The sequence below is a fragment of the Deinococcus sp. AJ005 genome (assembly GCF_009017495.1).
Taxonomy (GTDB): Bacteria; Deinococcota; Deinococci; order Deinococcales; family Deinococcaceae; genus Deinococcus.
The window spans coordinates 1,328,435-1,352,325 of sequence record NZ_CP044990.1 but is presented as its reverse complement, the minus strand read 5'-3'; the positions used below and the strand labels follow the sequence as shown (position 1 = coordinate 1,352,325).

The window sequence follows — 23,891 nt, the reverse complement described above, 5'->3', positions numbered from 1 at the left end:
ATTTTCAAACGAGCCGTTACATAAATTTTTAATCAGATTCGCAGTGAATTTCCATTTTTTCAGTCCCTTTAGTGCGGAAGATCACACTTCAAGACCATATCAGGACCTGGGGCCTTCCTCTAACCTCACCTATCCCCATCAGGACACAGACCCTCAGTAAAAGCTCACCACAAAGCAGAGGGATGGATGCCCGAACTCACATCCACCCCTCTGGTCAACGGCACTCTTTCTGATCTACTTCTGATCTACTTCTCGGTGGTCTTGGGCGTCTCCATTTTCGGTGCGGCCCCCAAGCTCGACAGCACTTCCGTCGAGATTTCTTTGAAGATCGGGGCGGCCAGCATGGAGCCGTGGTAGTTGATCTTCGCCCCGTGGACCATCACCACAACCGTCATCTTGGGGGCATCGACCGGGAAAAAGCCTGTGAAGACGCTGTTGTAGACGGTAGAGGAATAACGCCCGTCCACCACGACCTGGGCCGTGCCGGTCTTGCCGCCCAGCGCGTAGCCCTTGACCCCAGCCGCGTGCGGAATGCCTTCCTCGATCACGGCCTGCAACATGTCGCGGGTGGTACGGGCTACCTCTGGACGCAGGATCTCGCGCCGCTCACCGCTGGCGGCCACGCCCTCGATGAGCTGGGGCGGCAAGTACAGGCCGTCATTGGCCAGGGCGTTGTAGGCGGAAGCCAGTTGCAGCGTGGTGGTACTCATCCCCTGCCCGAAAGCGTTGGTCACGCGCACCAGATCGTCCCACTTGCGCAGCGGCTGAAGCTGCCCGGTGGCGGCGGGAACCACGGGCATGTCCGGATAGCTGCCGAAGCCGTACTCCGTGTAGTAATTGCGCAGTTTTTCGGACCCAAAGTTCTCGACGATGTGGCTCATGCCCACATTGCTGCTGTAGCGCAGCACCTGCTTGGTGGTCAGGGTGGCGGGATGGTCTACCGCGTCGTGGATGACGCTGCCCCAGCGCCCGCCGACGTGGCGGTTCATGGGCGTGTCGTAGGTGGTCTTCGGGGTGGTCAGGCCCTCGTTGATCGCGGCGGCCACCACCAACCCCTTGATCACCGAACCCGGCTCGTAGACGTCCAGAAAAGGGCGGTTGCGCCGGGCTTCCAGCGGAAAGTCGCGCCAGCGGTTGGGATCGAACTGCGGGTAACTGGCGGCGGCCAGCACGCGCCCGGTGCGGGTTTCCATGACCACCACCGAACCGTAGTCGGCCTGATGCTCGGGAATGGCCTTGCTCAGCGCGGACTCGGCGGCGGCCTGCACCCCGGTATTGATGGTCAGTTTCAGGTTCTGTCCGGCTTCCAGCGGGCGGTCATAGGCGTACTCCAGCCCTTCGAGGCCGTTGGTGGTGCCCATCATGCCCAGCACCTGCCCGGCCAGATGCCCCTGCGGGTAGACGCGTTTGCCGTCCACACTCTGGGCCAGCACCTTGCCATCGCTGGAGGTAATGGTGCCGCGAGCCTGCACCAGCGTGCGCCTGACCCCCTGTGGCGCGTTCCACTCCAGTTGCGCGTAGGCCCACACCAGGCTCAGGAACATCAGCGTCGCCAGAAACTGCATCAATCGGGACCGGTTGCGAATCTTTACTTCCACTGCGTTCTCACCTCCACGGTGTTGTCGGGCACATCGTTTCTGCTCTGGGCTGGGCTGCTCTGGGCTGGGCTGGCGGACGAGGCTGAACTGCTTGACGAGGTCGAAGTGGCGGGCTGGGCTGATATGGAGGGCGGAGCCGGGCTGTCAGGCGAGGTGGGGGGGGCAATCTCTGAGCTGGCTGGAACAGCTTCCTGACCCGGAGGTGGCAGCGGCAGGATGACCTGCGACTCCTTGGGCGCCTCGGCGAAACGGATCATGCCGTTGGCGAAGGCCCAGTCGCGGATGCGTTGCGGGTTTTCCAGCGTCTGCACTGTCACGGCCAGATCGTTGCGCTGGGTCAGCAACTTCGCTTCCTGATCCTGAACGTCGCGCAACGCCGGGCGGATGTCCTGGGTCAGATACCGCGCGCCCACCAGCAGCAGCGCCAGCGCCAGATAGATCGCCACGTAGCGGATGGCCCGGCCCCGCCAGGTGGCTTCCGTAAGGTCCAGATGGTCCAGGCGCGGGCGCAGCGGGGGCAATGAGGTCATGCCGCCCCCTCCGGGTCCACCACTTCTACTGGCTCAAGCTTCTCGGCGCTGCGGAGCTTGGCGCTGCGGGCGCGCGGATTGCCTGCCTGCTCGGTCTCGGAGGCGATTTCCGGGCGCTTGGTCAGCGCGCGCAGGCTGGCGCTACCCAGCAAGAAGCGCTTGACGATGCGGTCTTCCAGCGAGTGGAAGCTGATCACGGCCAGCCGTCCGCCGGGTTTGAGCAGTGCCTCGGCAGCTTCCAGCCCGTCGCGCAAGGCCCCTAGCTCGTCGTTGACGTGAATCCGCAGCGCCTGGAAGGTGCGCCGCGCCGGGTGGATGCCCTTGCTGAAGCCTGGGTAGGCCCGCTTGACGATCTCGGCCAGTTGCACAGTGGTCTCAATCGGGGCTTTCTCGCGGGCGTACACGATGCCGCGCGCGATCCGGCGCGACAGGCGGTCCTCGCCGAACTCGTAGATGATCGAGGCAATTTCCTCTTCGGGGTAGGTGTTGACCACCTCGGCAGCGCTCTCGCCAGACTGGCTCATGCGCATGTCCAGCGGGGCTTCGGAATGGTACGAGAAGCCCCGGTCCGTATCATCGAGCTGAAACGAGCTGACGCCGATGTCGAGCAGCACGCCGTCGATCTCGGACACGCCGACATCTGCAAGGAGCTTTTGCATATCGCGGTAATTGCCTTCCAGCACGTTCAGGCCGTCCAGACCGGCCTCGCGGGCGCGGGCCAGGGCAAAGGGGTCCTGATCGATGCCGTAGACGGTTGCGCCCGCCGAGAGCAGCAGGCGGGTGTGGCCCGCGCCGCCCAGCGTGCCGTCCACGATGGTCTTGCCGGGGGCGGGGTTCAGCGCCGCCAGCACTTCGGCAGCCAGAACAGGAGTGTGGGACAGGGCGGGAGAGAGGGTGGCAGAGGCAGTTTCGTCAAGGGGATCGCGGAAAGGGTCGGAAACATTGTTGTTCATGGGTCACGCCACGAAGTTGATGAGCAGATCGGGTTGGGGGGGATTGTCCTGAACGGCGCTGATGGCAGCGTCCCAGCGGGCCGGGGTCCACAGTTCCAGACGGCCCGGTGCGCCCGCCACGACGACGTCGCCGTCAAGGGCCGCGAAGGTGCGGAGGGGCTGGGGCACGGACACGCGGCTTTGGTTGTCCAGCCGCGCCTTGCTGGCCCCGGAGTAAAAGAAACGGACGAAGGAGCGGGACTGAGCGTCGGTCAGGGGCAGACCCTCAAGCTGTTCTTCAACCCGCCGCCAACTGGCCAGCGGAAAGACGTACAGGCAGCCTTCCATCCCACGCGTCAGGATCATGCCGTCCTCGACGAACTCCCGGAAGGCTGGTGGCATGACCACGCGCCCCTTGTCGTCGATGGTGTAGGGATATTCTCCGAACGGCAAATCCTTTTCCTCTCCTTTTTCCTCTTGTCAAGCGCTGTTCTCTGAAGCACAATTCTCTGAAGTACTGTTTTTTTGAAGCACTACATTTTTGAAGCCCAGTTCGGCTTTTCCCACCCGCTCCCACATGGCAGGCACAGGGGCGAGGCCAGCCTCTCAACCTGAAAGGCGCAATGTGGAGGACTTCAGGTTGTCTTAAGGAGTGTAACAAGCCCACCCACGAATTACCACCTGCTCCCACAATTTTCTCCAGATTCCCCCTGATCCTCCATTTTTTCCCACCTGTCTTCCCCATACACTGGAGCCAAGAGTGGGGCTTCGGGTGCTGCGCGGGCTAGGGAAAGCCGCTATTGACGGCAAATGAGCACTTCCGCGAACACCTGTGGGGGCATCGCGCGGTTCCGCCTCTCCCCCACCTGTCAGGACAAATCCCCACCACCGCCCGCCTAAGCTGAAGACATGCGAATGACCCGTTCCGCCAGCCCCGCCGCCTCGCTGCCCGCGTTTCAGACCGGGGCCATTCTGGCCGCGCTGGGCGTGGCGCTGGGGGCTTTTGCCACGCACGGGCTGAAGGGCACGCTGGAGCCGGGACTGCTGGTCGATTTCGAGACCGGCGTGCGCTATCAGATGTACGCCGCGCTGGCCCTGCTGGCGCTGGGCACGCAGCCGGAGCAGCGGCGCGCACCCATGCTGCTGCTGGGCGGGGCCGTGATCTTCAGCGGCACGCTGTACATCCTGGCGCTGACGGGCGTGAAATGGCTGGGCGCGATTACCCCGATTGGCGGTGTGTTGTTGATCGCCGGATTCGTGCTGGCAGCGGTGGACTTCCGGCGATCAGGCTGAAGTTTCTGGCCTGACCAGCATCCGGGCCAGTGCGATTTTTAGGGTTTCTCTGGCCTGCCCAGGCGTGATCTGATGCAAAAGTAGATGCACACTCAGGCCGTCCAGCAGGGCGTGAATCTCGGTGGCCGACGCCTGGGGGGTAGACGCAGGCAGCCAGCCGCGCCGAGCAAACTCAGTGAACGCCTCCACGAAAATGGCGTTCAGATCGCGGTACAGCACGCCTTGGGCATCCGCAAAATCCTGATCGCTGACCGCCGCACCCACAAAAGCCAACCAGACCTCCAGCCACACGCGTCCTTCTTCATCCAGCGGCAGCGTGACCTCCAGACGGTTCAGAAAATCCTGAAACAGATCGTCACTGGCGGGAATGGCCTGAAGCCTCTGCCAGGCCCGCTCACCGATCTGCTGCGCCGCAAAATTGAGGATGGCCTCGCGGTTGGGGAGGTAGTGGCGAATGGCCCCGCTGGACCACCCACTGCGCTTCGACAGGTTGCGGATGGTCACCCCGGACAGCCCCTGCTCGCGGATCAGACTCCAGACCGCCTCTGTCAACTCGGTGCGGCGCTGATCGTGATCGACGATGCGGGGCATATCCACACGTTTTAGCACACTCTTGCGATAACCGTGAACCTGTGGTATCCCTGCTGAATGGATTTAGCAAAAGTGTGCTAAATCCGAAAGGAGACCCCCGTGGGATGGATCGCCCTGCTGCTGGCCGGACTATTTGAAGTCGGCTTCACCACCGCCCTGAAGATGGAACAGAAGAATAAGAAGTATGTCTGGCTGTTCCTGCTGTGCGCCGTCGTCAGCTTCAGCTTTCTGGCCGAGGCGATCAAGACCATTCCGCTGGGCACAGCCTACGCAGTCTGGACCGGAATTGGCGCGGTGGGCACCACCCTGGTCGGCACGCTGATCTTCAAGGACCGCACCAACGCCCTGAGCCTGGGCCTGCTGGGCGTCGCCGTGCTGCTGATTATCGGACTTAAGGTGACCTCGTGAACGGCTGGCTGTGGCTGGCGCTGGCGGGCGTGTTTGAGGTGGGCTTCACCACGGCGCTGAAGCTGGAGCAGCAGGATTCCAGATACATCGTCGCTTTCCTGATCTGCGCCGTCCTCAGCTTTGAAGCGCTGTCGCGGGCCATCAAAACCATTCCGTTGAGCGTCGCCTACGCCGTGTGGACGGGCATCGGCGCGGTGGGCACAGTGATCGTCGGGGCCAGCATGTTCGGGGAAGACCTCTCCCCCATCCGTATGGTGCTGCTGACGCTGCTGATCGCCGTGCTGATCGGCCTGAAACTGGCCCAGCCTGGACAGAAACCAGCAAAAGAAGGCGCCCCTCCCGGAAAGGAAGAGGCGGCGGGTGGTGCGGGGGAACTGTAAGCCGGGTTCTGTCCATCACTGACGTGACTGTTCGGCCATCTCTCTGGGGCGGGCGTCGCCGCCGCGCCTCGTTGCGACCATCCTGGCGGTCAAAGGAACGGGCCGTTCCTCGCGCACTATCGGGTCTTGCACCGGATGGGGTTTACCAGACGCCGCAAGTCTCCCTGCGGCCTGGTGCGCTCTTACCGCACCGTTTCACCCTGACCAGCCCCGGCCCACGCCCGGCCTATATGGAACTGGCGGTCTAAGTTTCTGTGGCACTGTCCTTCGGCTTCGCCGCCACCCACCCGCAGGCGCGCATGTGGGCACTTGACTCGCCGACCAGCCGTTAACTGGCATCCTGCCCTGCGGTGCCCGGACTTTCCTCACCCCCCAGCCCACGAATGAACTGGGGTAGCGTGGCCGAACGTTCCCCCGCGCGGGGAAGGATAGCAGACGCGGGATGATGGAGAGAGGTCACGATCACGTCAAGTCAGTATCGGAAGCTTATCCTGCGGCCAGACCGTTTGACCCTTCCCCTATCCCCAGCGCCGTCCCATCAATTCCCATTTGCCGTCCCAGACTGCCGCCGGGATGGTCTGCGGGTCCAGCAGCCCCTGCAAATCGCGCTCGCTGAGTTCGCCGTATTCGCCCACGTCCATGTCGCCCAGCCAGTAGCCGCCCACGCGGTAGCGCATCAGGCGGCCCACCGGATGCCCGATGGCTTCCAGCATCCGGCGCACCTGACGCTTGCGGCCCTCGCCCAGCGTGATAAACGCGCCGTCGCTGGCCGGGGTGGCGGTAATGGCGGTGGCCAAACCGTCTTCCAGCATCACGCCCGCCACCAGTTGGTCCAGCTCGTCCTGGGTGGGCGGCTCCTCGCCATGCGTCCACGCGCGGTACGCCTTCTCGTGGCCATAGCGCGGATGGGTCAGGTTCAGGGTCAGATCGCCGTCGGTGGTCAGGAGCAGTAACCCTTCCGAATCGCGGTCCAGCCGTCCGATCGGATGCAGGCCGGGAATGTTCGGCATGGCGTCCAGCACGTTCTTGCGCCCGTACTCGTCGCTGGCGGTGGTCACATAGCCGCGCGGTTTGTACAGCGCGTAGGTCACCTTCTGCACCGCCCCGGTGTCCAGCAACTGGCCGTCCAGTCGAATATCGTCGGCCTCGGTGACCGTCTGGCCCAGCGTGGCCACCATACCGTTAACCTGCACGCGCCCGGCCTTGATCATTTCCTCGGCGGCGCGGCGTGAGGCGACTCCGGCACGGGCCAGCCGCTTCTGTAATCTCTCAGCGCTCATTGCTCCACCTTAGCGGACGAACTGCGGCGGGACGGCAACGACAGCAGGGCCACCACCGCCAGCAGCAGCAGCGCCCCCGACAGCGCCAGCATCAGCGTCCGCACAGCGGGCGGCAATGCGTCGCCACGGAGGGCGGCGGGCAGCAAAGCCGCCACCGTCAGCAGATTGCCCCCGGCCAGCCCCCCCACCCTGACCGCGTCCGGGGCAAAACCTGCCGCCACCTGAAAGGCTCCCCAGGCCAGCAGCAGCCCGCCCGCCACGCGCGGCAGCCACAGCGGCGAGACGCCCAGCGTGGCCGCCAGCGCAGGCGGCAGGAAATACAACAGCAGCCCCAGCGGAATAAACAGCAGGGCAGTCAACCAGAACGAGGCACGCAGCACGCCCGGTAGTTTAGGGGGTCAGGTCAGGAGAATCAGTGGGCGGACAGACGGGAGGGTCCAGAGGCGGACAGACGGTCAGGACTGCCCTTCCATCAACCTTCAACCCTTTACACTCCCAACATGCCCGTGATTGCCGTCGATAAACCCCTGCACCTCACCTCGCACGACGTGGTGAACCGTGCCCGCCGCGCCCGCAAGACTAAGCGGGTGGGCCACACCGGGACGCTGGACCCGCTGGCCACCGGGGTGCTGGTGCTGGCGGTGGATGGCAGCACCAAGGTGGTGCAGTTCATGGAGGCCGACAGCAAGGACTATCTGGCCTGGATCAGCCTGGGCGCGGGAACGCCGACGCTGGACGCCGAGGGGCCAATCAGCGAGACGGTAGACGTTTCTCCACTGGACGCTGATGAAGTCAGTGCAATCCTGGCGCAGTTCACTGGACCCCAGAAACAGATTCCTCCGCAGTACAGCGCCATTCAGGTGGGCGGCGTGCGGGCCTACGCGGTGGCGCGGGCGGGGGGCGAACTGGACCTGCCTGCACGGGACGTGATGATTCACTCGCTGGAATTGCTGGGCGTCTATGACCGCGTGCAGGACGCGCCGCGCACCTTTGACCCGCAAAGCTGGACTCCTGCCGAAACGGGACTGACTTTTACCTTGCCGGACGCGCTGGGCGAGTTTCCCACCCTGCTGGTGCGCGCCAGCGTGGGCAGCGGCACCTATCTGCGCTCGCTGGCGCGGGATGTGGGCGCGTCTCTGGGTCTGCCCGCCCACCTCTCGGGTCTGGTGCGGACGCGCGTGGGCCGCTACAGACTCGCCGACGCCGTGCAGATGGAGAATTTAGAGGCCGCGACTGGCCTGAGCGATCTGAACGCGCTGGACTTTCCGTGCATTGAAGCCGACGACCTGATGGCCCGCGAACTGCGCCAGGGCAAACGCCCCCAGCGCCCGGAAGTGGGACGGCACGTGGTCACGCTGGGCGGCGAACTGGTGGCCGTGGTGGACGGGAATGGGGAGCAGTTGAAGGTGGTGCGGGTGTGGGCATGAGCGGGGTTCGGACACCGCATCCTGCAACTTAAAAAGCTGGAGCCACTTCTGCCCGAACTGCCCCAATCCCTTCCAACCCGCCCGCGATCCTGACCAGCAACTCGTCCTGCAAGGCAGGGGCGATGAACTGGATGCCCACGGGCAACCGCTTGCCGTCCACCTCTTCAAATCCGGCGGGGACGCTCAGGGCAGGCAGGCCAGCCAGATTGACGGCCACTGTATCCACGTCGGCGGCGTACATGGTCAGCGGATCGTTCATCTTCTCGCCTAGGCGGAAGGCTGGGAATGGACTGGTGGGCGTGACCAGCACGTCAAAGTCGGCGAAGGCGGCACTGAATTCGTTGGCGATCAACCTTCGCACACGGGTGGCCTTGCTGTAATAGGCGTCGTAATAACCGCTGCTGAGGGCGTAGGTGCCGATCATGATGCGGCGCTGGACCTCGCGCCCAAAACCGCGTTCACGGGTGCGGGTCATGCTGCCCAGCACGTCGCCCCCTGGTTCGCGGGAGCCGTAGACCATGCCGTCGTAGCGGGCCAGATTGCTGCTGGCTTCCGGCATGGAAATCAGGTAATAGGTGGCGATGGCGTGTCTCAGGGCGGGCAGGCTGACCTCGCCCACGCTTGCGCCCGCACCATGCAGGGCGTCCAGGGTGGCGACCAGAACGGCGCTGACCCCAGCCGTATTGCCGCCCAGACTTTCCGTGATCACGCCCACGCGCAGGCCACGCAGGTCTTCGGACGTTCCGGCGGCAAAGGCGGGCGGCGCGTCCAGACTGGTGGCGTCTCGGCCATCATGTCCGGCGATGACGTTCATCAGCAGGGCCAGATCGGCGGCGCTGCGGGCAATGGGGCCGATCTGATCCAGACTGCTGGCGTGGGCCACCAGCCCATAACGGCTGACCCGCCCGTAAGTGGGCTTGAGGCCGTACACCCCACACAGCGCCGCAGGCTGCCGCACCGAGCCGCCCGTGTCGCTGCCCAGACTCACGGGTACCAGACCCGCTGCCACCACTGCCGCGCTGCCGCTGCTGGTGCCGCCCGTCACACGCGACGTGTCCCAGGGGTTCAGGGTGGGGCCAAAAGCGCTGCTCTCGCCGGAGCTGCCCATCGCAAATTCGTCCATGTTGGCCTTGCCCACGACTACCGCGCCCGCGTCCAGCAGGCGCTGCACGGCAGTGGCGGTATAGGGGCTGACGTACTGCTCCAGCATCCGGCTGCCGCAGGTGGTGCGCGTGCCAGAGAGGTTGAGATTGTCCTTGATGATGATGGGCAGACCCGCCAGCGGCAGGGGTTCGCCCGCATCCCGGCGCGACTGCACCGCCGTCGCCTGTTCATCGGCGCGGTCATTCAGGCTGATCAGCGCATTCAGCCCGCTGGCCGCTTCAGCGCGGGCGCGGGCGGCGGCCAGCAGGGCGGCAGCGGTGGTTTCACCCGCCTGCACGGTGCGGATGAGTTCGGCGGCAGAGTGGGGGTCAGTGGACGGGGACGGCATACCGCGCCAGTGTACTGGGCTGTGAACAGGGGCAAGTGCCGCCACCAGAAGTGCTGCCTTGCCGCAGACCGCCGCAAACATGTCTATTCAGCCTTGACCGGATCAAGGGCATCCCGGCACAACTCCGCAGGCAATACGAACTCCGATTGAAAATGCCAGAGATCTGAACAGGCGAGGCGTTCAGGCGTCCACTCTCTGAGCTGTCCCAGCCGTGGGCGCTGTTCTGGGCCGGACAATGAGCGGGGGAAAACAGGTTCAGGGCGTGGAGAATGGGCGTCGGCCCAGTCCCGCTTTCTGCCGCGTTCCAGATGGAATCCGTATTGCGGGACCAGCTCATCCGCACCCTGCCGATCTTCACGCAAGTCGACACCCGCTTCAGAAAACAGCTCCAGAATGATACTTTTCCTGACCGTGTCCGGCAAAAATTCAGCCTCTAAACACACAAAAATGTCGCGAACGACGCTTCATCAGAAAGATGAGATGTTTTATAGAGTTGCGTAAGGGCGCGTGACATATAGTGGGCGCATGCAGGCTGCTGGAGCGTCCAACTGGTCATACGGCCTGCTGACGGATGTGGGTCGTCAGCGACGAGGTGGGGTCAATCAGGACGCCGCCCTGGCGCTGAACCTGCCCCAGGGCGGCCTTTTTGCGGTGGCCGACGGTATGGGGGGACACGCCGCCGGAGAACTCGCGGCCACGCTGGCGCTGGAAGCCCTGAGCAGCCACTATCTGTCCCGCCGCACCTCGCCGCCCGCACGGCTGGCGGAGGCCGTGCAGGCGGCTAATGTCTCCGTGTTGCGCCACGCCGTCGGTGAGTACATGGGCATGGGCACCACCCTGATTGCCGCGCTGATCGACCGGGGCGCGCTGATGATCGCCCACGTCGGCGATTCGCGCGCCTACCTGCTGCGCGGCGGCCAACTGCACCGCCTGACCGAGGACCACTCCTGGGTCAGCGAACAGGTGCGCCTGGGCCACCTGACCGAGGAAGAGGCCCGGGACCACCAGTGGCGCAGCGTGGTCAGTAACGCGCTGGGCGGTGAGGAACGGGTGCGGCTGGAACTCTTCGGGCTGCGGCTGTGCGCCGGGGACCGCGTGATGCTGTGCAGCGACGGCCTGAGCAGCGTGGTCACCGATACTGAACTATTGGAACTGCTGGCCCGTCCACTGATCCCGGACTCGGTGGTGCGCTGCCTGATCGACGCCGCCAACGACGCGGGCGGCCCGGACAACATCACGGCGCTGGTGATCGACGTGCAGCAGGACCAGCACCTGCCCACCTACAACCTGCCCGCCCCCCAGAACAGCGGTCCCGATTACGTGGACGCGCTGCTGAGCGCGCAACGGGGCAACAGCCTGAACACCTACCTGCTGCTGATGCTGGCCTATTTCACGCTGCTGGGCGTAATCCTGCTGCCCAGCCAGCGCGTGTTGATCGCTGTTGTCGGCACCGCGCTGCTGGCCGGGATTCTGCTGATTCAGCGGCTGGCCCTGATCCGCCGGGCCAGCGGACAGTTGGGCCGTCCCAGCGCTGTCCTTGAGCAGGCCAGGAGCGTGCCCATCCGGCCCCCATCCACACCCAAATCGCAGCACTCCACCCAGGACACCTGAACACGGATCCTACCCCTGCACACCTGACGCCTAAACAGCTTCGACAGAAGGTCTCGCACCCCGCCCAACAGACCGCTATGCTCGGGGCATGAAAGACATTGTCCAGACCGCCGACGCCCCCGCCGCCATCGGCCCCTACAGCCAGGCCGTCGTTTTTGGCAATCTGGTGGTCACCAGCGGCCAGATTCCGCTGACCCCCGCCGGCCAACTGGTGGCGCAGGACATCACTGCCCAGACCGAGCAGGTCATGCAGAACCTGCGCGCCGTGCTGCGGGCGGCAGGCACCGATATGGACCGCGTGGTCAAAACCACCGTGTTCCTGGCCGATATGAACGAATTCGCCGACATGAACGCCGTCTACGAGCGCCACTTTCTCGCCCCGTCCCCGGCCCGCAGCACCGTGCAGGTGGCCAGATTGCCCCGTGATGTGCGCGTGGAAATCGAGGCGATGGCCGAACTGCACTGATACCCATCAGAAACGGAGATCCAGACCTCCTGCGACAGAAAATGGCCCCTCTCCTGTGAAGGCAGAGGGGCTTTGTGTGACCCTGTAGGCGGGGGCGACGGGAAGGCCGCACCCCCGATACAACTCCTGCTACTCCAGCGTCTGAACGCCGCCGCCGTTGACGAACAGCACCTGTCCGCTGACCCAGCCCGAAATCGGCGCGGCGAAGTACAGCACCGCCCCGGCGATGTCTTCTGGCTCACCCAGACGCTTAATGGGGGTGTGGGCCAGCATCTGCGCCTCAATCTCGGGTGTCAGGACGGTGGACAGGGCGTGGGTGCGCGTCGCGCCGGGGCCGACAGCATTGACGCGCACCTCCGGGCCAAAGTCCATCGCCAGATTGGCCGTCATGTGGTTCAGCGCCGCCTTGGAGGACGCATAGGCGCTGATGTTGGGGCTGCGGTTGATGCTGGCCATCGAGGTGATGTTGATGACCGAGCCGTAACCCGCGTCTTTCATATGCGGCACGCACAGTTGGCACAGCCGCCACGCGCTGAAGACGTTGAGTTCAAAGACCCGCGCGAAGTCCTCCACCCCGATCTTGAAGGGATTCTCGCGGCCCGCGCCGCCGCCCCCAGCATTGTTGACCAGGATGTGCAGGCCACCCAGTTCGGCCACCGTGCGCTCCACTAGGTTCACCAGCTCCGCGTCCACGGTCACGTTGCAGGCCACGGCAATAGCGCGGCCACCCGCCGCCGTGATCTCATCGGCCACCTTCTGGGCGTCACCCACTTTCAGGTCACCCACGGTCACCGCCGCACCCGCCCCAGCCAGCATCAGCGCGGAGGCGCGGCCAATACCGTTGCCACCCCCGGTTACCACAGCCACCTTGCCGTCCAGATCAAAAAGATTCGTTATATCCTGTCCGTTCATCTTCCCTCCCACTGGCAAAACCAGCGTGTCACGACTGTAGCGGAAGGTTTTCCAGAAACCGGAATGGGCAAGGGAGCATCAAGGCTGGAGAGGACACGCACTGAAACTGGATGGGAAGGGTGAGAAACGGCGTCCAGCCTTGTGCGAGGCGCAGGGCGCGAATATGCGACGCGGCGCTGTTGGCAGCGCGGGTATACTGACGCGCCCCGACAGTCCATCTGCTCTGGCCCCCACCACGGAGATTTTTCCCATGCCCGATGATCTGTCCCCCGATACCACCGACTCCCCCAGCTCCAGCGCCCCACTGTACTCGCCCGCGCGGGTGCGGGAACTGCTGACCCAGCACGGGTTAAAACCCACCAAGAGCCTGGGCCAGAATTTTCTGATCGACGGCAACATCCTGCGCGCGATTGCCGAGGCGGGTTTGAGCGGCGGCCCAGCCCAGGGCACACCCGTGTTGGAAGTCGGCCCCGGCCTGGGCGTCCTGACCCGTGAAATGGCCACGCGCGGCGCACAGGTCACGGCGCTGGAGAAAGACCAGAAACTGCGCCCGGTGCTGGCTGAGACACTGGCCGGGCTGGACGTGAACGTGGTGTGGGGCGACGCGCTGGAGTTCGACTATTCCTCTTTGCCTCAGGGCACACGCGTGATCGCCAACCTGCCGTACTACATCACCGGGGTACTGCTGTCACGCTTCATGCGTGCGCCCGCCATCGTGTCGGCCACCGTGCTGGTGCAGAAGGAAGTGGGGCAGCGGCTGGCGTCCCGGCCCGGCGAGGACAACTACGGTTTTCTCACGGCCCTGGCCTCGCTGTACGGCACGGTCAAGCATGTCCGCGACGTGCCGAAAGGGGCGTTCTTCCCGGCCCCGGACGTGACCAGCAGCGTGATCCGGCTGGACTTTGACCGCTCGCGGCCACCGCCACCGCCAGAATTGCTGAAATTCGTGGAGGCGGCCCTGGCCCACCGCCGCAAGACCCTTCGGAACAACCTGCGCATGATCGGCCAGGACGGAGCGGCCATCGATGCGGCACTGGAAGCAGGGGGGCTGCGCCCGGACGTGCGCGCCGAGGACGTGCCGCTGGACGCCCTGCGGGAACTGGCAGAGCGGCTGGGCGTGCTAGGGTAACAGGTACGATTCTATGCCTGTGAACGTTCTATCTGACCCTCTGTGTGATGGGGCCGCTCGCCTCGCATGTCCCGGTTTTTGAGTGGCCCGGTGACCATCAGCCCGCTCCAGCACCAACTTCTTCTCGATACGGGGTCCGCCCTGGAGGTTTCCCCTTGAAGTTCTACGTAATCGGCGACGTGACCGTTGACCACCTGTACCACCTGAACAAACTGCCCCGGCCCGGCGAGGAAGTCACGCCCCTGCGCTCCAGCATGAAACCCGGCGGCGCGGGCGGCACCATCGCCGTCACACTGGCCCGGCTGGGGCACACGGTCACGCTGGCCGCATGTGTAGGAGACGACCCCTTTGCCGACTATGCCCTGAGCCGCGTGCGCGAGAGCGGCGTGGGCGAGGCCGCCATCCAGCGCAGCACCGATCACCTGACCAGTACCATCACCCTGATGCAGACGGCAGACGGCCAGCGCACCATGATCAGCGACGGCGCGGCCAACCGCCAGCTCGATCCGTCCAAACTGAAGAAAAAGGACGTGGAGGCCAGCGACGCCCTGATCGTCAACGCCTACAGCCTGATTGAGGGGCCGCAGCGCGAGTTCACCTTGCAGGCCGTCGAGTACGCCCGTAGCGCCAAGAAACCCGTGCCCATCTTTATCGACCTGGGCACGGGCGCGGTCAACAAGGTGGGCACCGGCCTGCGTGAAGAAGCGCTGAATTCGGACTACCTCACCCTCAACCAGCACGAGTTGCAGGCGCTGACGGGGACGCGCTCGATCAGCGCGGCCCTCAAGCAACTGGGCGAAGCCGGGGCGCAGAAGGTGGTGGTCAAGGTGGGCAAGATGGGCAGCATCATCTGGACCCCCACCGAGACCGAACTGGTAGACGCCGTGCCGCCCGAGGGCGCGGTGGTAGATTCCACCGGCGCGGGCGACACCTTCACCGCCACCTTTGCCCACGCGATCCTGTCCGGGGGCAGCATGGCCGAGAGTGCCCGCGCCGCGAACGCCGCCGGAGCGCTGGCCGCCACTGGCTTCGGCGCGCAGGAACATCCGATCACTGCCGCCGATCTGGCTGTGGCGGTTCCAAAGGCCAAGAAAAAGTAGATCTTCCCCGCGCATTTCTCAAAACGTGCAGGCATCAAAAAAGGCACCGCGCAAATTGCGGTGCCTCTCTTCTATCCCAGCTCAGGCCCGCAGCGCAGGCGGGTCCGGCAAGACGCGCGTGATGTACGGCTTCCAGCTCCCCGACGGCTGGTTGCGCGGAATCGGCTGCCCGGCGTCGTTGACATAGACCATGCGGAAGCGCCAGCGCTTGACCTCCAGTTCCCCGGCCTCGCGGTAGTGCATTTCCACGTCCAGGTTGGTGGCAGCGGGGTCCGTATCGCGGGCGGCCAGCAGGTTGAAATCGGTCAGTTTCTGGGTACCGTACAGCTCCTTGGTGGCCTTGACAGTCTGCTTCTTGGGCGGCGTGCCGTGGACGGGCAGCAGCCGCGACATGCTGGAATAGTCCCGCTTCTGCCAGCAGGACAGGAATTCGGTCAGTGCCTGTTGCGGAGTGAGAGTATTCATACGGCCATTATCTCAAATCCGGTCTCACGTTGCCTTGAGCGTTGTGGCGTATTCGGGGGGGTCGGCAAAATGGCTCAGTGAGAGCAACCGCTAAAGTGCTGAAATGCTCCGTCCACTTGACCTGACTGTCTGGCCGCGTCGTCAGATTTACCAGCACTTCCGGCAGAACCCCTGCACCTTCAATGTCACCGTTTCCGTGGACGTGACGGCATTCAGAAACCGATTGCGAGAGCTGAAGCTGCCCTTCGTCCCCGCCCTGATCTACTGCATCTGCGCGGTGGTCAACCGGCTGCCTGCGCTACGAATGGGCCTGATAGACGAGGATCAACCCGGCGTCTGGAACAGCGTGTTGCCCCTCTACACGGTCTTCCACCCGGAGACGGAAACCTTCTCGGCCCTGTGGACGGAGCTGGGAAGCAGTTTCGAGGAGTTTCTCGAAAATCATCGCACCGACGCGCAGTTCTACGGCTCTTTGCCGGATTATCTGCCCAAACCAGGGACGCCACCCAACGCGCTGAATATCTCCGTCGCGCCGTGGCTGGGCTTCAGCGCCTTCGAGTTGAACCTTCAGGATGGAGCGGATTATTTCCTGCCCATTTTTACGGTAGGACGATATGAGGAAAGCGCGGGCCGACTGCTGATGCCAGTGGCACTAAGGGCCAACCATGCGGCCTGCGACGGCTTTCACATCGCGCAGTTTTATCAGGAGTTGCAACGGGAGCTGGACGGTTTCATACCCACGCCCTAACCCTCCACCAGCACGCGCCGCACGCCGTCCTCGGCCTGCTTGATGCTCAGGACACGGCTGGCCCCGCTGCCGTCGGTGGTGACGCCCCACAGGGCAGTGGCGACTTCCATCGTGGCCTTCTGGTGCGTGACCAGCAGAAATTGTGCGCCGCGTGCGCTGAAGCGCTCCAGAAAGGCTGTGAAGCGGCGGATGTTGGCCTCGTCCAGGGGGGCGTCCACCTCGTCCAGCACGGCCAGGGGTAATCCTCCCGCCCCGCCGTCGCCGCCCGCGTGGTTCAGCGCGAACAGGAAACCCAGACCCGCCATCGTGCGCTCCCCGGCACTCAGAAGGTTGAGGTTACGGGTGCGCTTGCCCTTTGGCTGCACGGCCAAGCGCAGGCCAGTCAGGCGGCCCGATTCGTCGCTCTCGCCTTCCAACTCGCCCTCGCCGCCCAGCAGCTCGGTGCTGTACTCACGAAAGGCGGCATTGACACGGGTGAAGGCAGCGCGGGTAGCGGCCCCTTCCGCATCCTGCAACTCTCCAAGGTGAACGCGCAGTTCGGCAGTGGCCCCGTCGGCGTCGGCGGCCTCGGCCCGCTGGGTGGACAGTTCGGCCAGTTCGGCGGCGTGATCGGCTTCGGCACGGGCGTTGACGGTGCCCAGCGTTTCCAGTTCGGCGCGGGCGCGGGCCAGTTCCGCCGTCCACTCGCGCGGGGTGCCGAATGGGGTGCAGCCGTCGTGCAACGGTTCCAGGCTACCCTCGCGGCGGGCGATCAATAAGCGCAAGTCGTCCAGGCGGGCGCGCACCTTATTCTGGCTGCCGATCAGGTTGGCGTAGACCACGGCGGCAGCCTCGCGGGCAGCCTCGGCGCGGGGGAACTCCGATTCGTTCAGTTCGCCCAGGGCAACCTCACGGCGCGAAAGTTCTGCGGCGGCAGCACCCAGATGCGTGTCCTGGGTGATGGCAGCAGCGGTATTGGCGTCCAGCCGGGAGCGCAGGTCGGCGGCGCGGTTCTGGGCCGATTCGTAAGCCCGCCACGCCGCAGACAGTTCGCGGGCCAGCGCCAGCGCTTCGACAGCTTCCCGTTCAGATGCCCGGCCTGTTTCGGCAGCCTGACGCGCAGCGGTCAATTCAGCTTCCAACCCCTCCACATCCGGCAACTCTGGGAGAGAAACAAGCTCCACGTCCGGCCCCAATCGCGCCAGCAGACGGTCCCGGTTCTCGCCCAGACTGCGGGCCTGCGCGGTCAGTTCGGTGACGCGACGCTCTGCATCTCGTTCCTCGCGTGCGGCGTGTTCGCGGGCCGCCACCAGCGCGTCGTGTCGCTCAGAACCGCCTTCCAGGGTCAGCCTGAGCCGCTCCAGATCCGCCGAGAAGCGCGTTCCGAGTGCATCGGCCTCTTCCAGTTCCGCCTCCAGTTCCTGAAAACGGCGCTGATCCCCGAGGACACCCGCCCCGCTGTCACGCAATCTGCCCCCGGTGATAGCCCCCCCCGGTTCCACCAGTTCGCCGTCCAGGGTGACCAGACGCGGGCGGTTGCTGTGAGAGCGGGCAATCCGGTTGGCGGCACGCAGGTCCTGCACCACCAGCGTATCGGCCAGAATCGCCTGGCCCACCAGCGGCGGATCACTGGGGCACAGGTCTACCAGATTGCCAATCACACCCAGCTCGTGCAGAAACTGGGCGTCGCGGCGGGGGCGGGCGCGGATCAGGTCCAGCGGCAGGAAGGTGGCCCGCCCGCCCGAACGCTTCAGCTCCTCAATGATGTCGCGGGCGTCGTCGGCGCGGCCCACCACCACCTGCTCCAGCCGCCGCCCCAGCGCCGCGCCGATGGCGGTCTCGTACTCCGCGGGCACGGTCAGCAGGTCCGCCACCGAACCCACGATGCCGGGATGGTCCAGCCGCAGGGCGTTGCGCGCGCCCTCGCCGTAGCGGGCATAGCTGTTGAGAGCGGTTTGCAGGCGTTCACGCTCGCGCCTTAAGGGGGCCACACTGGCATTCACGCGGGCCAGTTCGTTTGCCAGGTGGCGTTCCTGATTCACGGCAGCCTCCCGCTCGGCGGCCAGTGCGGCGTACTGCCCCTCCGCATACTCGCGGGCATGGCGCGAGGTGGCGAGGCGTTCGGCAGCCGCCTCCAGTCCTTGAGAGGCCGTTTCCAGATTCCCCTCGGCCCGCTCCAATTCAGCACGCAGGGTTTCGCGGCTGGCGTCGGCGCGGGCCAGCCCCTCGGCAGCGCGGGCGGCCAGCATGCGGGCGCGGGTGAGTTCGGCGTCCAGCGTACGGGCGCGGCGTTCGGCATTCTCAGCGTCGCTGCGAATCCGGGCGGAGGCGGCTTCCAACGCGACCAGATCGGGGGCAGTCTGGGCCGGGGGCGAGGTGGGCAGGCCAGACAGTTCAGACACCAATGCGGCGACTTCCCCGCGCAGATGTTCACAGTAGCGTTCGGCCTGGGCATGCGCGTCACGGGCAGCTTTCAGCGCGTCCAAAGCCCCAGCGTGGGCATCGCGGCGGGCGCGGGCATCCTGAGCGGCTTCGCGGGCCATCTCCACTCCGGCAGCAGCGGTCTGGACCTGAGCGGCAAGGGCGGCACTCTGAAGCTCAAGCTGCACCGTTTCCCCCCGCGCCCCGGAAATTTCACGGTGCAATGCGGCCTGACGTTCGCGCTTCAGGGCATCCTCCAGCGTCAGCGTCCGCAGGGTCAATTCGCGCCAGCGTCGAGCCTGCTGTGCGGCGCGTTCCAGCCTTGAAACCGCCCCCTCCCGCTCATCCAGTAACAGACGCAACTGGGCCAGATGGGTATCGGCCTCCTTCAACCGCGCCTCGGTTTCCTGGCGGGCGCTGACAGCGCGGGACAGCCCGGCGGCCTCCTGCACGTAGCCCAGCAGCGTGCGGCCCTCCGCGCCCACCACGCCGCTGACCTCGCCCTGACCGATCACCGCCAGCCCCCCTGGCCCCAGCCCGGTGCCGCGCAGGGCCGCCTGCACATCGCGGGCGCGCACAGGCTTGCCGTTCAGATCCTGTTCGCCTGCACCGTCGCGGTAGATGCGGCGCGACAGATTGACGCGGCCCTCCGGCGTCTGCAATTCCAGTTGCACCTCGGCCAACCCCAGCGGAGCCTTGCCGCCGCTGCCGTGGAAGATCAGTTCGCTGCCGCGCCCGGCCCGCAACTCGCGCGCCCGCGCCCCTTGCGTGACCCAGCGCAGGCCCTCCACGACGTTGCTCTTGCCGCTGCCATTGGGACCGATCACGGCGCTGACACCAGGGCCGAACTCCAGCCGCGTGCGCTCGGCGAAGCTCTTGAAACCTTGCAGGGTGATGGACCTCAGCATGGCTGCGGGTCAAACCGTCTGACCGTCAAACTGTCAAACCGCAAAAGGACCAAAAATTAAAGTCCTTATCTCTTCGGCGGTTAGACGGTTAGACCGTTAGACGGTTTGACATTCCCTCCCTATTCATCAGCACAGTCCTGCCGCGTAAACGGATCGCGCATGTTGATCTGGCCCAAGGTGTCCACCGGCTGGCCGTTCAACACGAAAGACACGTCGTCGCCGCGCGTGTCCAGCAGGGTGCGGGTGAGGGTACACAGCAGCATGCGCTCGCCGCTGGCACCATAGCGGAGGTTGGCATAGGCAGCCGGCAGATCGACGTAGTAATGCGTGCCGCGCAGGTAGACCTTGGGGGCCGCCGTTCCCACAGGCACCACCGCCAGATTGGCCGCACTGCTGGGACCCGCCGCCCAGACGTTCAGGGCGGCCTGGGCCACGGCGCGCGGGTTGCTCTGAGTCACCTGCACGGTGCGGGTCTCAGGCTTCAGGGCGCGGACCTGTGGATCAGTGAAATACACCTGCACCTTCATGGCGGTGCGCTCGGCCAGTTGCAATTTGGGGGCTTCCGGCAGCGCGGGGGGCTTTTGCACCGCCTGATAGGCCAGAACGGCGGCAGCCAGCAGCGCGGCACAGATCACGTTGAACAGCGAGAACAGGCGGCGGATCATGGCGTCGCTCCAGACGTGGTGGCCGTGACGTTGGCGTTGTTATTGGCGCGGGCGGTCAGGTAGGTGGCCACCGAGCGGGCCACCGCCACCGACAGCGCCTGCAAGCGCCGCTCGACGCTCAGGTTCGCCAGATCCTTAGAGTTGCTGGCCCAGCCCAGTTCCAGCAGGAGCGCGGCCTGCGGGGCCTCGCTGAGGGTCATAACTCTGGACAGGCTGCCCTGCCCCGCCGTGATGTTGCCGCCCTTGAGTTCGCCGCGCAGCAGTTCGCTCAGGCGGCGTGTGCCCCCGGTATCGCCCACCACCAACGAGCCGTAGGGCAACGTACTGCCCACGCGCACACCGTTGACCAGTTGGGACGGGGCCTTGCCGCTCGGCTCATAGACGGTCACGCCGCTGCGGGGCGAGCCGGGAAAGCGCCCCAGGTCCAGGGCCAGATACACGTCGCTCTGGCGGGCCAGTTGCTGTTTCTGATCGCGGCTCAGGGCGCTGGCCGTGTCACGGGTCACCTGCACCTGCCAACCTGCCTTGGTCAGCATCTCGGCGGCGCGGCGGGCCACGTCCAGCGTGGGATCGCGACCAATTCCGACCACCTTGACCGGGTCCAGCACGATTAATGGGCGCGTGACCCGCTCCAGAATCGCTGGGCTGCCGCGTGGGATGCCCGGTCCCAGGTCCAGCACCACCCGAACGCCGCCGGGACGCACCACCTTGTACACGCGGTAGCCACTGGCGGCAGTGATCGGGGCGCTCAGAATCAGATCGTCGCCGTCGCGGCTGACCTCGGCGGACGGCAGGAAGGCCCCGCGCGTGGTGTACTTGCGGGCCTCGCCCTTCACGCCGCGCAGGCGCACCACCACGCGGCTGCCGCGCGCCTCGTCGCTGATGTTCACGTCGCGGCTGAGGTCCAGCACCAGCCGGTCACTGTCCTGGCCCGCGCGGCTGCTGACGCCCAGCAGTTCGGGCTGCACCAGCGTTAGTTTGCCCTGCTCGTACTTGGCTCCCAACCCGGTGGCCAGCGTGGACAGGGGCAGGTACACCGAACCGTTCACCCACGTCGCCGCCTGTCCCTGAATCCGCCGGGTATCGAACTGCACTGTGTTGAAATCCGTGGTGGCGCGCTCCTGATCCAGATCGATGGGCAGCAGCAGCGTATGGCCCAGGCCAGTGATCCTCATCACCGAACCGTCGCGGACCACCGTGACCAGTTTGCCCAGCGCATCCACATTGACGTACTCCGCACCGTACAGCCCGATGCTCTCGACCTGCTGGCCCGCCAGATTCAGCTTGCCGTAAGTGATCTGCGCGCCCGCCAGGCCAGCCAGCAACAGGGCCGCCGCCAGCAGGGGCCAGGAACGCCGCACCCCACCACGGTTGCCGCCAGAGGGCGACTTTGGAAGAAACGACTTCACAGCGTCCACATCACATTAGTCACAGTACACACATCACAGCACCCATATCACAGCGCACGCAGTTCCCGCTGCACGGTCTTCTCGGCCTCAGCGCGGCGTTTGTCGTGCAGCTTCTTGCCACGTGCCAGGGCCAGTTCCACCTTGAAATAGCGGCCCTTGGCGTACAGGCGGGTGGGAATCAGGGTCAGGCCTTTTTGCTCCAGCCCGCGCTTCATCTTGGCGATTTCCTCGCGGTGCAGCAGCAGGCGGCGGGTGCGGCGCGGCTCGTGGTTGTTGTAGGTGGCCTCGTTGTAGGTGGGGATATACAGGCCCTCCAGATCGACGTTGCCGCCTGCGAGGCGGGCAAAGGCGTCGCGGAAATCGACGCCCCCGGCGCGGACACTCTTGACTTCACTGCCGGTCAGGCTGATGCCCGCCTCGAAGCGCTCCAGCAACTCGTACTCGTAATGGGCGCGGCGGTTGGTGTACACGCCCCGCAGTCTAGCAAAGCTGGTGAGAGGTGTTGACCTTCACCACCGCAGCCCGTTCGTGCGCGACAGCAGCGGGTGGGCGACTGGCAGCACGAAGGGCACGAAAAAGGCCAAACTAGGCACGGTCACAGCCGCCAACGCCATCAGCGCAAAGACGCTCAGGTTGATCAGCGCCCGCTGTCCCAGCCGTTCGGCCCGCCAGCCAGGAGACATCAAATCGTGGCGAACCGCGTGCCACAGCATCCACAGAAAGGCGAGACCGATCAGCGCCTGATTGACCGCATAGGTGGCGAGGCCAGTCGGCGTATCGCCATACAAGCCGATGACCGCCGCCGTGAACGGCAAGAGCGAGACGAACATCAGATAGATAATGTTCAGAAAGGCCAATCGCGGATCGGCGCGTGAGAGGCGGGCCTGAAAGCGGGTCTGGCTGACCCAACTGACGCCCGCTACCAAGAAGGTCACGAAGAAAACAAGCAGACGCGGCAACAGCTCCACCAGCGCGCTGTTCAGCTCCTGAGCGCGTTCGGCGCTGCTCAGCGTCCCAGCAATTTCGGGAATGTGCAGTTCCAGCACCAGCAGCGTGACCACGATGGCAAACACGCCGTCGCTCAGGCCATGCACCCTGCTCAGGGGAATATCGTGCGAGGCGGGTTCGTGGGAGCCAGGTGGTGTAGGGGCGACTCCGGTTTCAGGCTCGGCCATGCGCCATGCTACGCCGCCGTATCAATTGCCCTGCCTGATACGGATTCCGTTTGTAACGCGCAGGAATCGGAAAAGCGCCGATCCCTACACTCCATGCCCGGAAGCCGTTTTTCTGCTTCGCAGCTTTGCAAGTCCGCTCGGATGACAAGTGTTCCCAACACTCTTTAACCGGAGTCCGTATGAGCTGCAGTTCGGGCTGCGCCTACTTCTTAGGCGGCTTGCTGGGCCGCACTTCCACCTTGCTGGGCAGCGTCCGCACGGGCATGTTCAGCAGGTCCACCGTGAGCTGCGCGATGTCTTCCGGCTGGATCTTCCAGGCGTCGGCGTCGCTAGGGGTGTGCCCGGCAAAGTGGGTGGCCACGCTGCCTGGCATGATCTGCGTCACCTTGATGTCGTGCTGGCGCAGGTCCAGGGTCAGCACCTCGGACAGGCCGTTCAGGCCGAATTTGCTGGCGTTATAGGCCGCGCCGCCCGCGAACGGGTTCTTGCCTGCCAGACTGGATAGCGTGAAGATATAGCCGCCCCGCTTCTTGAGGGCCGGAATACCCGCCTTGATGGTGTAGAAGGCTCCCGACAGGTTGGTGTCGATCACGTCCTGCCACTGCTCCACGGTCATGTCGGCCACGTTGGCGAAGTTACCCACGCCCGCGTTGACGAACAGCACATCCAGCCCGCCGAAGGCTTCGGTGTGTGCGCCCACCTCACGTTCCAGGGCCGCCGGGTCACGCACATCGCAGACCACGCCGCGCGCCGTGCCGCCGATCTTGCGGGCGGCCTCAGTGATCTCCTGCTCGTTGCGGCTGGTGATGGTCACCGCGTAGCCCGCCTGTGTCAGAGAACGTGCCACTTCGTAGCCGATGCCCTTGCTGGCCCCGGTGATAAAGGCGCTGCCGCGCGTGCCTGCCTTGCCCTGTTCTGCCTGAGCGTGTGTTGTCTGATCGGTCATTCCCCGACGCTAACACGCTCCGGGGT

General features: G+C 65.2%; 25 protein-coding genes, 1 other RNA gene and 1 pseudogene. 9 read left to right on the top strand and 18 right to left on the bottom strand.

The features are described 5' to 3' along the window. Positions 1-245 precede the first annotated feature (245 nt). Genes DAAJ005_RS08390 through mraZ form a run of 4 tightly spaced genes read right to left on the bottom strand, consistent with a single transcriptional unit; the run spans position 246 to position 3,513 of the window. Positions 246-1,598, bottom strand: coding sequence for a penicillin-binding protein 2 (locus DAAJ005_RS08390; protein ID WP_151846718.1), 1,353 nt, complete (start codon positions 1,596-1,598; stop codon positions 246-248). Then, the gene (locus DAAJ005_RS18910; protein WP_192930904.1) at positions 1,589-2,128 is read right to left on the bottom strand and encodes a hypothetical protein; all 540 of its coding nucleotides are present in this window, start codon (positions 2,126-2,128) and stop codon (positions 1,589-1,591) included. The genes DAAJ005_RS08390 and DAAJ005_RS18910 overlap by 10 nt, the downstream gene beginning before the upstream one ends. After that, a complete protein-coding gene (rsmH, locus tag DAAJ005_RS08380; protein WP_151846717.1) occupies positions 2,125-3,081 on the bottom strand; it encodes a 16S rRNA (cytosine(1402)-N(4))-methyltransferase RsmH in 957 nt (318 codons plus the stop codon). The genes DAAJ005_RS18910 and rsmH overlap by 4 nt, the downstream gene beginning before the upstream one ends. 3 nt (positions 3,082-3,084) lie before the next feature. After that, positions 3,085-3,513, bottom strand: coding sequence for a division/cell wall cluster transcriptional repressor MraZ (gene mraZ, locus DAAJ005_RS08375; RefSeq protein ID WP_151846716.1), 429 nt, complete (start codon positions 3,511-3,513; stop codon positions 3,085-3,087). Between the two features lie 456 nt (positions 3,514-3,969). Here mraZ and DAAJ005_RS08370 point away from each other — a divergent pair, with 456 nt between their 5' ends. Continuing rightward, entirely contained in the window at positions 3,970-4,353 is a 384-nt protein-coding gene (locus DAAJ005_RS08370) for a DUF423 domain-containing protein (RefSeq protein ID WP_370519810.1), read from the top strand. Here DAAJ005_RS08370 and DAAJ005_RS08365 read toward each other — a convergent pair. Beyond that, positions 4,345-4,944, bottom strand: coding sequence for a TetR/AcrR family transcriptional regulator (locus DAAJ005_RS08365; protein ID WP_151848466.1), 600 nt, complete (start codon positions 4,942-4,944; stop codon positions 4,345-4,347). The genes DAAJ005_RS08370 and DAAJ005_RS08365 overlap by 9 nt on opposite strands. Positions 4,945-5,043: 99 nt before the next feature. On the opposite strand from DAAJ005_RS08365, the gene DAAJ005_RS08360 reads away from it, so the two are divergent. Together DAAJ005_RS08360 and DAAJ005_RS19290 are read left to right on the top strand one after the other, a co-directional pair. Further along, positions 5,044-5,352, top strand: a complete 309-nt coding sequence (locus tag DAAJ005_RS08360) for a multidrug efflux SMR transporter (RefSeq protein ID WP_151846714.1) — start codon at positions 5,044-5,046, stop codon at positions 5,350-5,352. Further along, positions 5,349-5,564, top strand: a pseudogene (locus tag DAAJ005_RS19290) (multidrug efflux SMR transporter); the annotation flags it as partial. The gene DAAJ005_RS08360 and the pseudogene DAAJ005_RS19290, both read left to right, overlap by 4 nt. Positions 5,565-5,713: 149 nt before the next feature. Here DAAJ005_RS19290 and rnpB read toward each other — a convergent pair. The 3 genes from rnpB to DAAJ005_RS08340 form a co-directional block, all read right to left on the bottom strand. Next, an RNA gene (rnpB, locus tag DAAJ005_RS08350) (RNase P RNA component class A) lies at positions 5,714-6,150 on the bottom strand. A gap of 100 nt (positions 6,151-6,250) precedes the next feature. After that, complete coding sequence (locus DAAJ005_RS08345) at positions 6,251-7,012, bottom strand: pseudouridine synthase (protein WP_151846713.1); 762 nt, start codon at positions 7,010-7,012, stop codon at positions 6,251-6,253. Beyond that, complete coding sequence (locus tag DAAJ005_RS08340; protein ID WP_151846712.1) at positions 7,009-7,392, bottom strand: hypothetical protein; 384 nt, start codon at positions 7,390-7,392, stop codon at positions 7,009-7,011. The genes DAAJ005_RS08345 and DAAJ005_RS08340 overlap by 4 nt, the downstream gene beginning before the upstream one ends. A gap of 120 nt (positions 7,393-7,512) precedes the next feature. On the opposite strand from DAAJ005_RS08340, the gene truB reads away from it, so the two are divergent. Continuing rightward, the gene (gene truB / locus DAAJ005_RS08335; RefSeq protein ID WP_151846711.1) at positions 7,513-8,439 is read left to right on the top strand and encodes a tRNA pseudouridine(55) synthase TruB; all 927 of its coding nucleotides are present in this window, start codon (positions 7,513-7,515) and stop codon (positions 8,437-8,439) included. 28 nt (positions 8,440-8,467) lie between these two features. Here truB and gatA read toward each other — a convergent pair whose 3' ends face one another. Both gatA and DAAJ005_RS08325 read right to left on the bottom strand, forming a co-directional pair. Further along, positions 8,468-9,931 carry an Asp-tRNA(Asn)/Glu-tRNA(Gln) amidotransferase subunit GatA gene (gene gatA, locus DAAJ005_RS08330; RefSeq protein ID WP_151846710.1) on the bottom strand — a complete coding sequence of 488 codons (1,464 nt, stop codon included), beginning with the start codon at positions 9,929-9,931 and terminating at the stop codon, positions 8,468-8,470. An 83-nt stretch (positions 9,932-10,014) separates the two neighbouring features. After that, a complete protein-coding gene (locus DAAJ005_RS08325) occupies positions 10,015-10,353 on the bottom strand; it encodes a hypothetical protein (RefSeq protein WP_151846709.1) in 339 nt (112 codons plus the stop codon). A gap of 103 nt (positions 10,354-10,456) precedes the next feature. Between DAAJ005_RS08325 and DAAJ005_RS08320 the strand changes: the two genes are divergently transcribed. Together DAAJ005_RS08320 and DAAJ005_RS08315 are read left to right on the top strand one after the other, a co-directional pair. Continuing rightward, a complete protein-coding gene (locus DAAJ005_RS08320; protein WP_151846708.1) occupies positions 10,457-11,542 on the top strand; it encodes a PP2C family serine/threonine-protein phosphatase in 1,086 nt (361 codons plus the stop codon). An 88-nt stretch (positions 11,543-11,630) separates the two neighbouring features. After that, positions 11,631-12,008, top strand: coding sequence for a RidA family protein (locus DAAJ005_RS08315; RefSeq protein ID WP_151846707.1), 378 nt, complete (start codon positions 11,631-11,633; stop codon positions 12,006-12,008). A 129-nt stretch (positions 12,009-12,137) separates the two neighbouring features. On the opposite strand, the gene DAAJ005_RS08310 is transcribed toward DAAJ005_RS08315, so the two are convergent. Then, on the bottom strand, positions 12,138-12,920 hold the full coding sequence (locus DAAJ005_RS08310; protein WP_151846706.1) for a glucose 1-dehydrogenase: 783 nt from the start codon (positions 12,918-12,920) through the stop codon (positions 12,138-12,140). Between the two features lie 250 nt (positions 12,921-13,170). On the opposite strand from DAAJ005_RS08310, the gene rsmA reads away from it, so the two are divergent. Together rsmA and DAAJ005_RS08300 are read left to right on the top strand one after the other, a co-directional pair. Next, positions 13,171-14,049, top strand: coding sequence for a 16S rRNA (adenine(1518)-N(6)/adenine(1519)-N(6))-dimethyltransferase RsmA (gene rsmA / locus DAAJ005_RS08305; RefSeq protein ID WP_151846705.1), 879 nt, complete (start codon positions 13,171-13,173; stop codon positions 14,047-14,049). Between the two features lie 155 nt (positions 14,050-14,204). Next, positions 14,205-15,149: a carbohydrate kinase family protein gene (locus tag DAAJ005_RS08300; RefSeq protein WP_151846704.1), complete on the top strand. Its 945-nt coding sequence runs from the start codon at positions 14,205-14,207 to the stop codon at positions 15,147-15,149. 81 nt (positions 15,150-15,230) lie between these two features. Here the strand turns inward: DAAJ005_RS08300 and DAAJ005_RS08295 are convergent, their stop codons facing one another. Next, entirely contained in the window at positions 15,231-15,614 is a 384-nt protein-coding gene (locus DAAJ005_RS08295; RefSeq protein WP_151846703.1) for a hypothetical protein, read from the bottom strand. 103 nt (positions 15,615-15,717) lie between these two features. Between DAAJ005_RS08295 and DAAJ005_RS08290 the strand changes: the two genes are divergently transcribed. Beyond that, positions 15,718-16,362, top strand: a complete 645-nt coding sequence (locus tag DAAJ005_RS08290) for a chloramphenicol acetyltransferase (protein WP_151846702.1) — start codon at positions 15,718-15,720, stop codon at positions 16,360-16,362. On the opposite strand, the gene DAAJ005_RS08285 is transcribed toward DAAJ005_RS08290, so the two are convergent. The 6 genes from DAAJ005_RS08285 to DAAJ005_RS08260 all read right to left on the bottom strand — a co-directional run bounded on the left by DAAJ005_RS08285 (position 16,359) and on the right by DAAJ005_RS08260 (position 23,865). Then, a complete protein-coding gene (locus DAAJ005_RS08285) occupies positions 16,359-19,670 on the bottom strand; it encodes a chromosome segregation SMC family protein (protein ID WP_151846701.1) in 3,312 nt (1,103 codons plus the stop codon). The two genes, DAAJ005_RS08290 and DAAJ005_RS08285, sit on opposite strands and share 4 nt — an antisense overlap. Positions 19,671-19,789: 119 nt before the next feature. Beyond that, a complete protein-coding gene (locus tag DAAJ005_RS08280) occupies positions 19,790-20,335 on the bottom strand; it encodes a GerMN domain-containing protein (RefSeq protein WP_370519809.1) in 546 nt (181 codons plus the stop codon). Then, on the bottom strand, positions 20,332-21,696 hold the full coding sequence (locus DAAJ005_RS08275; RefSeq protein ID WP_226342643.1) for an N-acetylmuramoyl-L-alanine amidase: 1,365 nt from the start codon (positions 21,694-21,696) through the stop codon (positions 20,332-20,334). The genes DAAJ005_RS08280 and DAAJ005_RS08275 overlap by 4 nt, the downstream gene beginning before the upstream one ends. A 95-nt stretch (positions 21,697-21,791) precedes the next feature. Further along, positions 21,792-22,223: an SsrA-binding protein SmpB gene (smpB, locus tag DAAJ005_RS08270; RefSeq protein ID WP_151846700.1), complete on the bottom strand. Its 432-nt coding sequence runs from the start codon at positions 22,221-22,223 to the stop codon at positions 21,792-21,794. Between the two features lie 30 nt (positions 22,224-22,253). Further along, complete coding sequence (locus DAAJ005_RS08265; protein ID WP_151846699.1) at positions 22,254-22,919, bottom strand: TMEM175 family protein; 666 nt, start codon at positions 22,917-22,919, stop codon at positions 22,254-22,256. Positions 22,920-23,121: 202 nt separating this feature from the next. Continuing rightward, on the bottom strand, positions 23,122-23,865 hold the full coding sequence (locus DAAJ005_RS08260; protein ID WP_151846698.1) for an SDR family oxidoreductase: 744 nt from the start codon (positions 23,863-23,865) through the stop codon (positions 23,122-23,124). Between the last annotated feature and the right edge of the window lie 26 nt (positions 23,866-23,891).

Coding starts and splice junctions, on each gene's coding strand:
- DAAJ005_RS18910 (WP_192930904.1), bottom strand. CDS start 2,128: ATGACCTCATTGCCCCCGCTGCGCCCGCGCCTGGACCATCTGGACCTT.
- rsmH (WP_151846717.1), bottom strand. CDS start 3,081: ATGAACAACAATGTTTCCGACCCTTTCCGCGATCCCCTTGACGAAACT.
- DAAJ005_RS08370 (WP_370519810.1), top strand. CDS start 3,970: ATGCGAATGACCCGTTCCGCCAGCCCCGCCGCCTCGCTGCCCGCGTTT.
- DAAJ005_RS08365 (WP_151848466.1), bottom strand. CDS start 4,944: ATGCCCCGCATCGTCGATCACGATCAGCGCCGCACCGAGTTGACAGAG.
- DAAJ005_RS08345 (WP_151846713.1), bottom strand. CDS start 7,012: ATGAGCGCTGAGAGATTACAGAAGCGGCTGGCCCGTGCCGGAGTCGCC.
- truB (WP_151846711.1), top strand. CDS start 7,513: ATGCCCGTGATTGCCGTCGATAAACCCCTGCACCTCACCTCGCACGAC.
- gatA (WP_151846710.1), bottom strand. CDS start 9,931: ATGCCGTCCCCGTCCACTGACCCCCACTCTGCCGCCGAACTCATCCGC.
- DAAJ005_RS08320 (WP_151846708.1), top strand. CDS start 10,457: ATGCAGGCTGCTGGAGCGTCCAACTGGTCATACGGCCTGCTGACGGAT.
- DAAJ005_RS08315 (WP_151846707.1), top strand. CDS start 11,631: ATGAAAGACATTGTCCAGACCGCCGACGCCCCCGCCGCCATCGGCCCC.
- DAAJ005_RS08310 (WP_151846706.1), bottom strand. CDS start 12,920: ATGAACGGACAGGATATAACGAATCTTTTTGATCTGGACGGCAAGGTG.
- rsmA (WP_151846705.1), top strand. CDS start 13,171: ATGCCCGATGATCTGTCCCCCGATACCACCGACTCCCCCAGCTCCAGC.
- DAAJ005_RS08295 (WP_151846703.1), bottom strand. CDS start 15,614: ATGAATACTCTCACTCCGCAACAGGCACTGACCGAATTCCTGTCCTGC.
- DAAJ005_RS08290 (WP_151846702.1), top strand. CDS start 15,718: ATGCTCCGTCCACTTGACCTGACTGTCTGGCCGCGTCGTCAGATTTAC.
- DAAJ005_RS08285 (WP_151846701.1), bottom strand. CDS start 19,670: ATGCTGAGGTCCATCACCCTGCAAGGTTTCAAGAGCTTCGCCGAGCGC.
- DAAJ005_RS08280 (WP_370519809.1), bottom strand. CDS start 20,335: ATGATCCGCCGCCTGTTCTCGCTGTTCAACGTGATCTGTGCCGCGCTG.
- DAAJ005_RS08265 (WP_151846699.1), bottom strand. CDS start 22,919: ATGGCCGAGCCTGAAACCGGAGTCGCCCCTACACCACCTGGCTCCCAC.
- DAAJ005_RS08260 (WP_151846698.1), bottom strand. CDS start 23,865: ATGACCGATCAGACAACACACGCTCAGGCAGAACAGGGCAAGGCAGGC.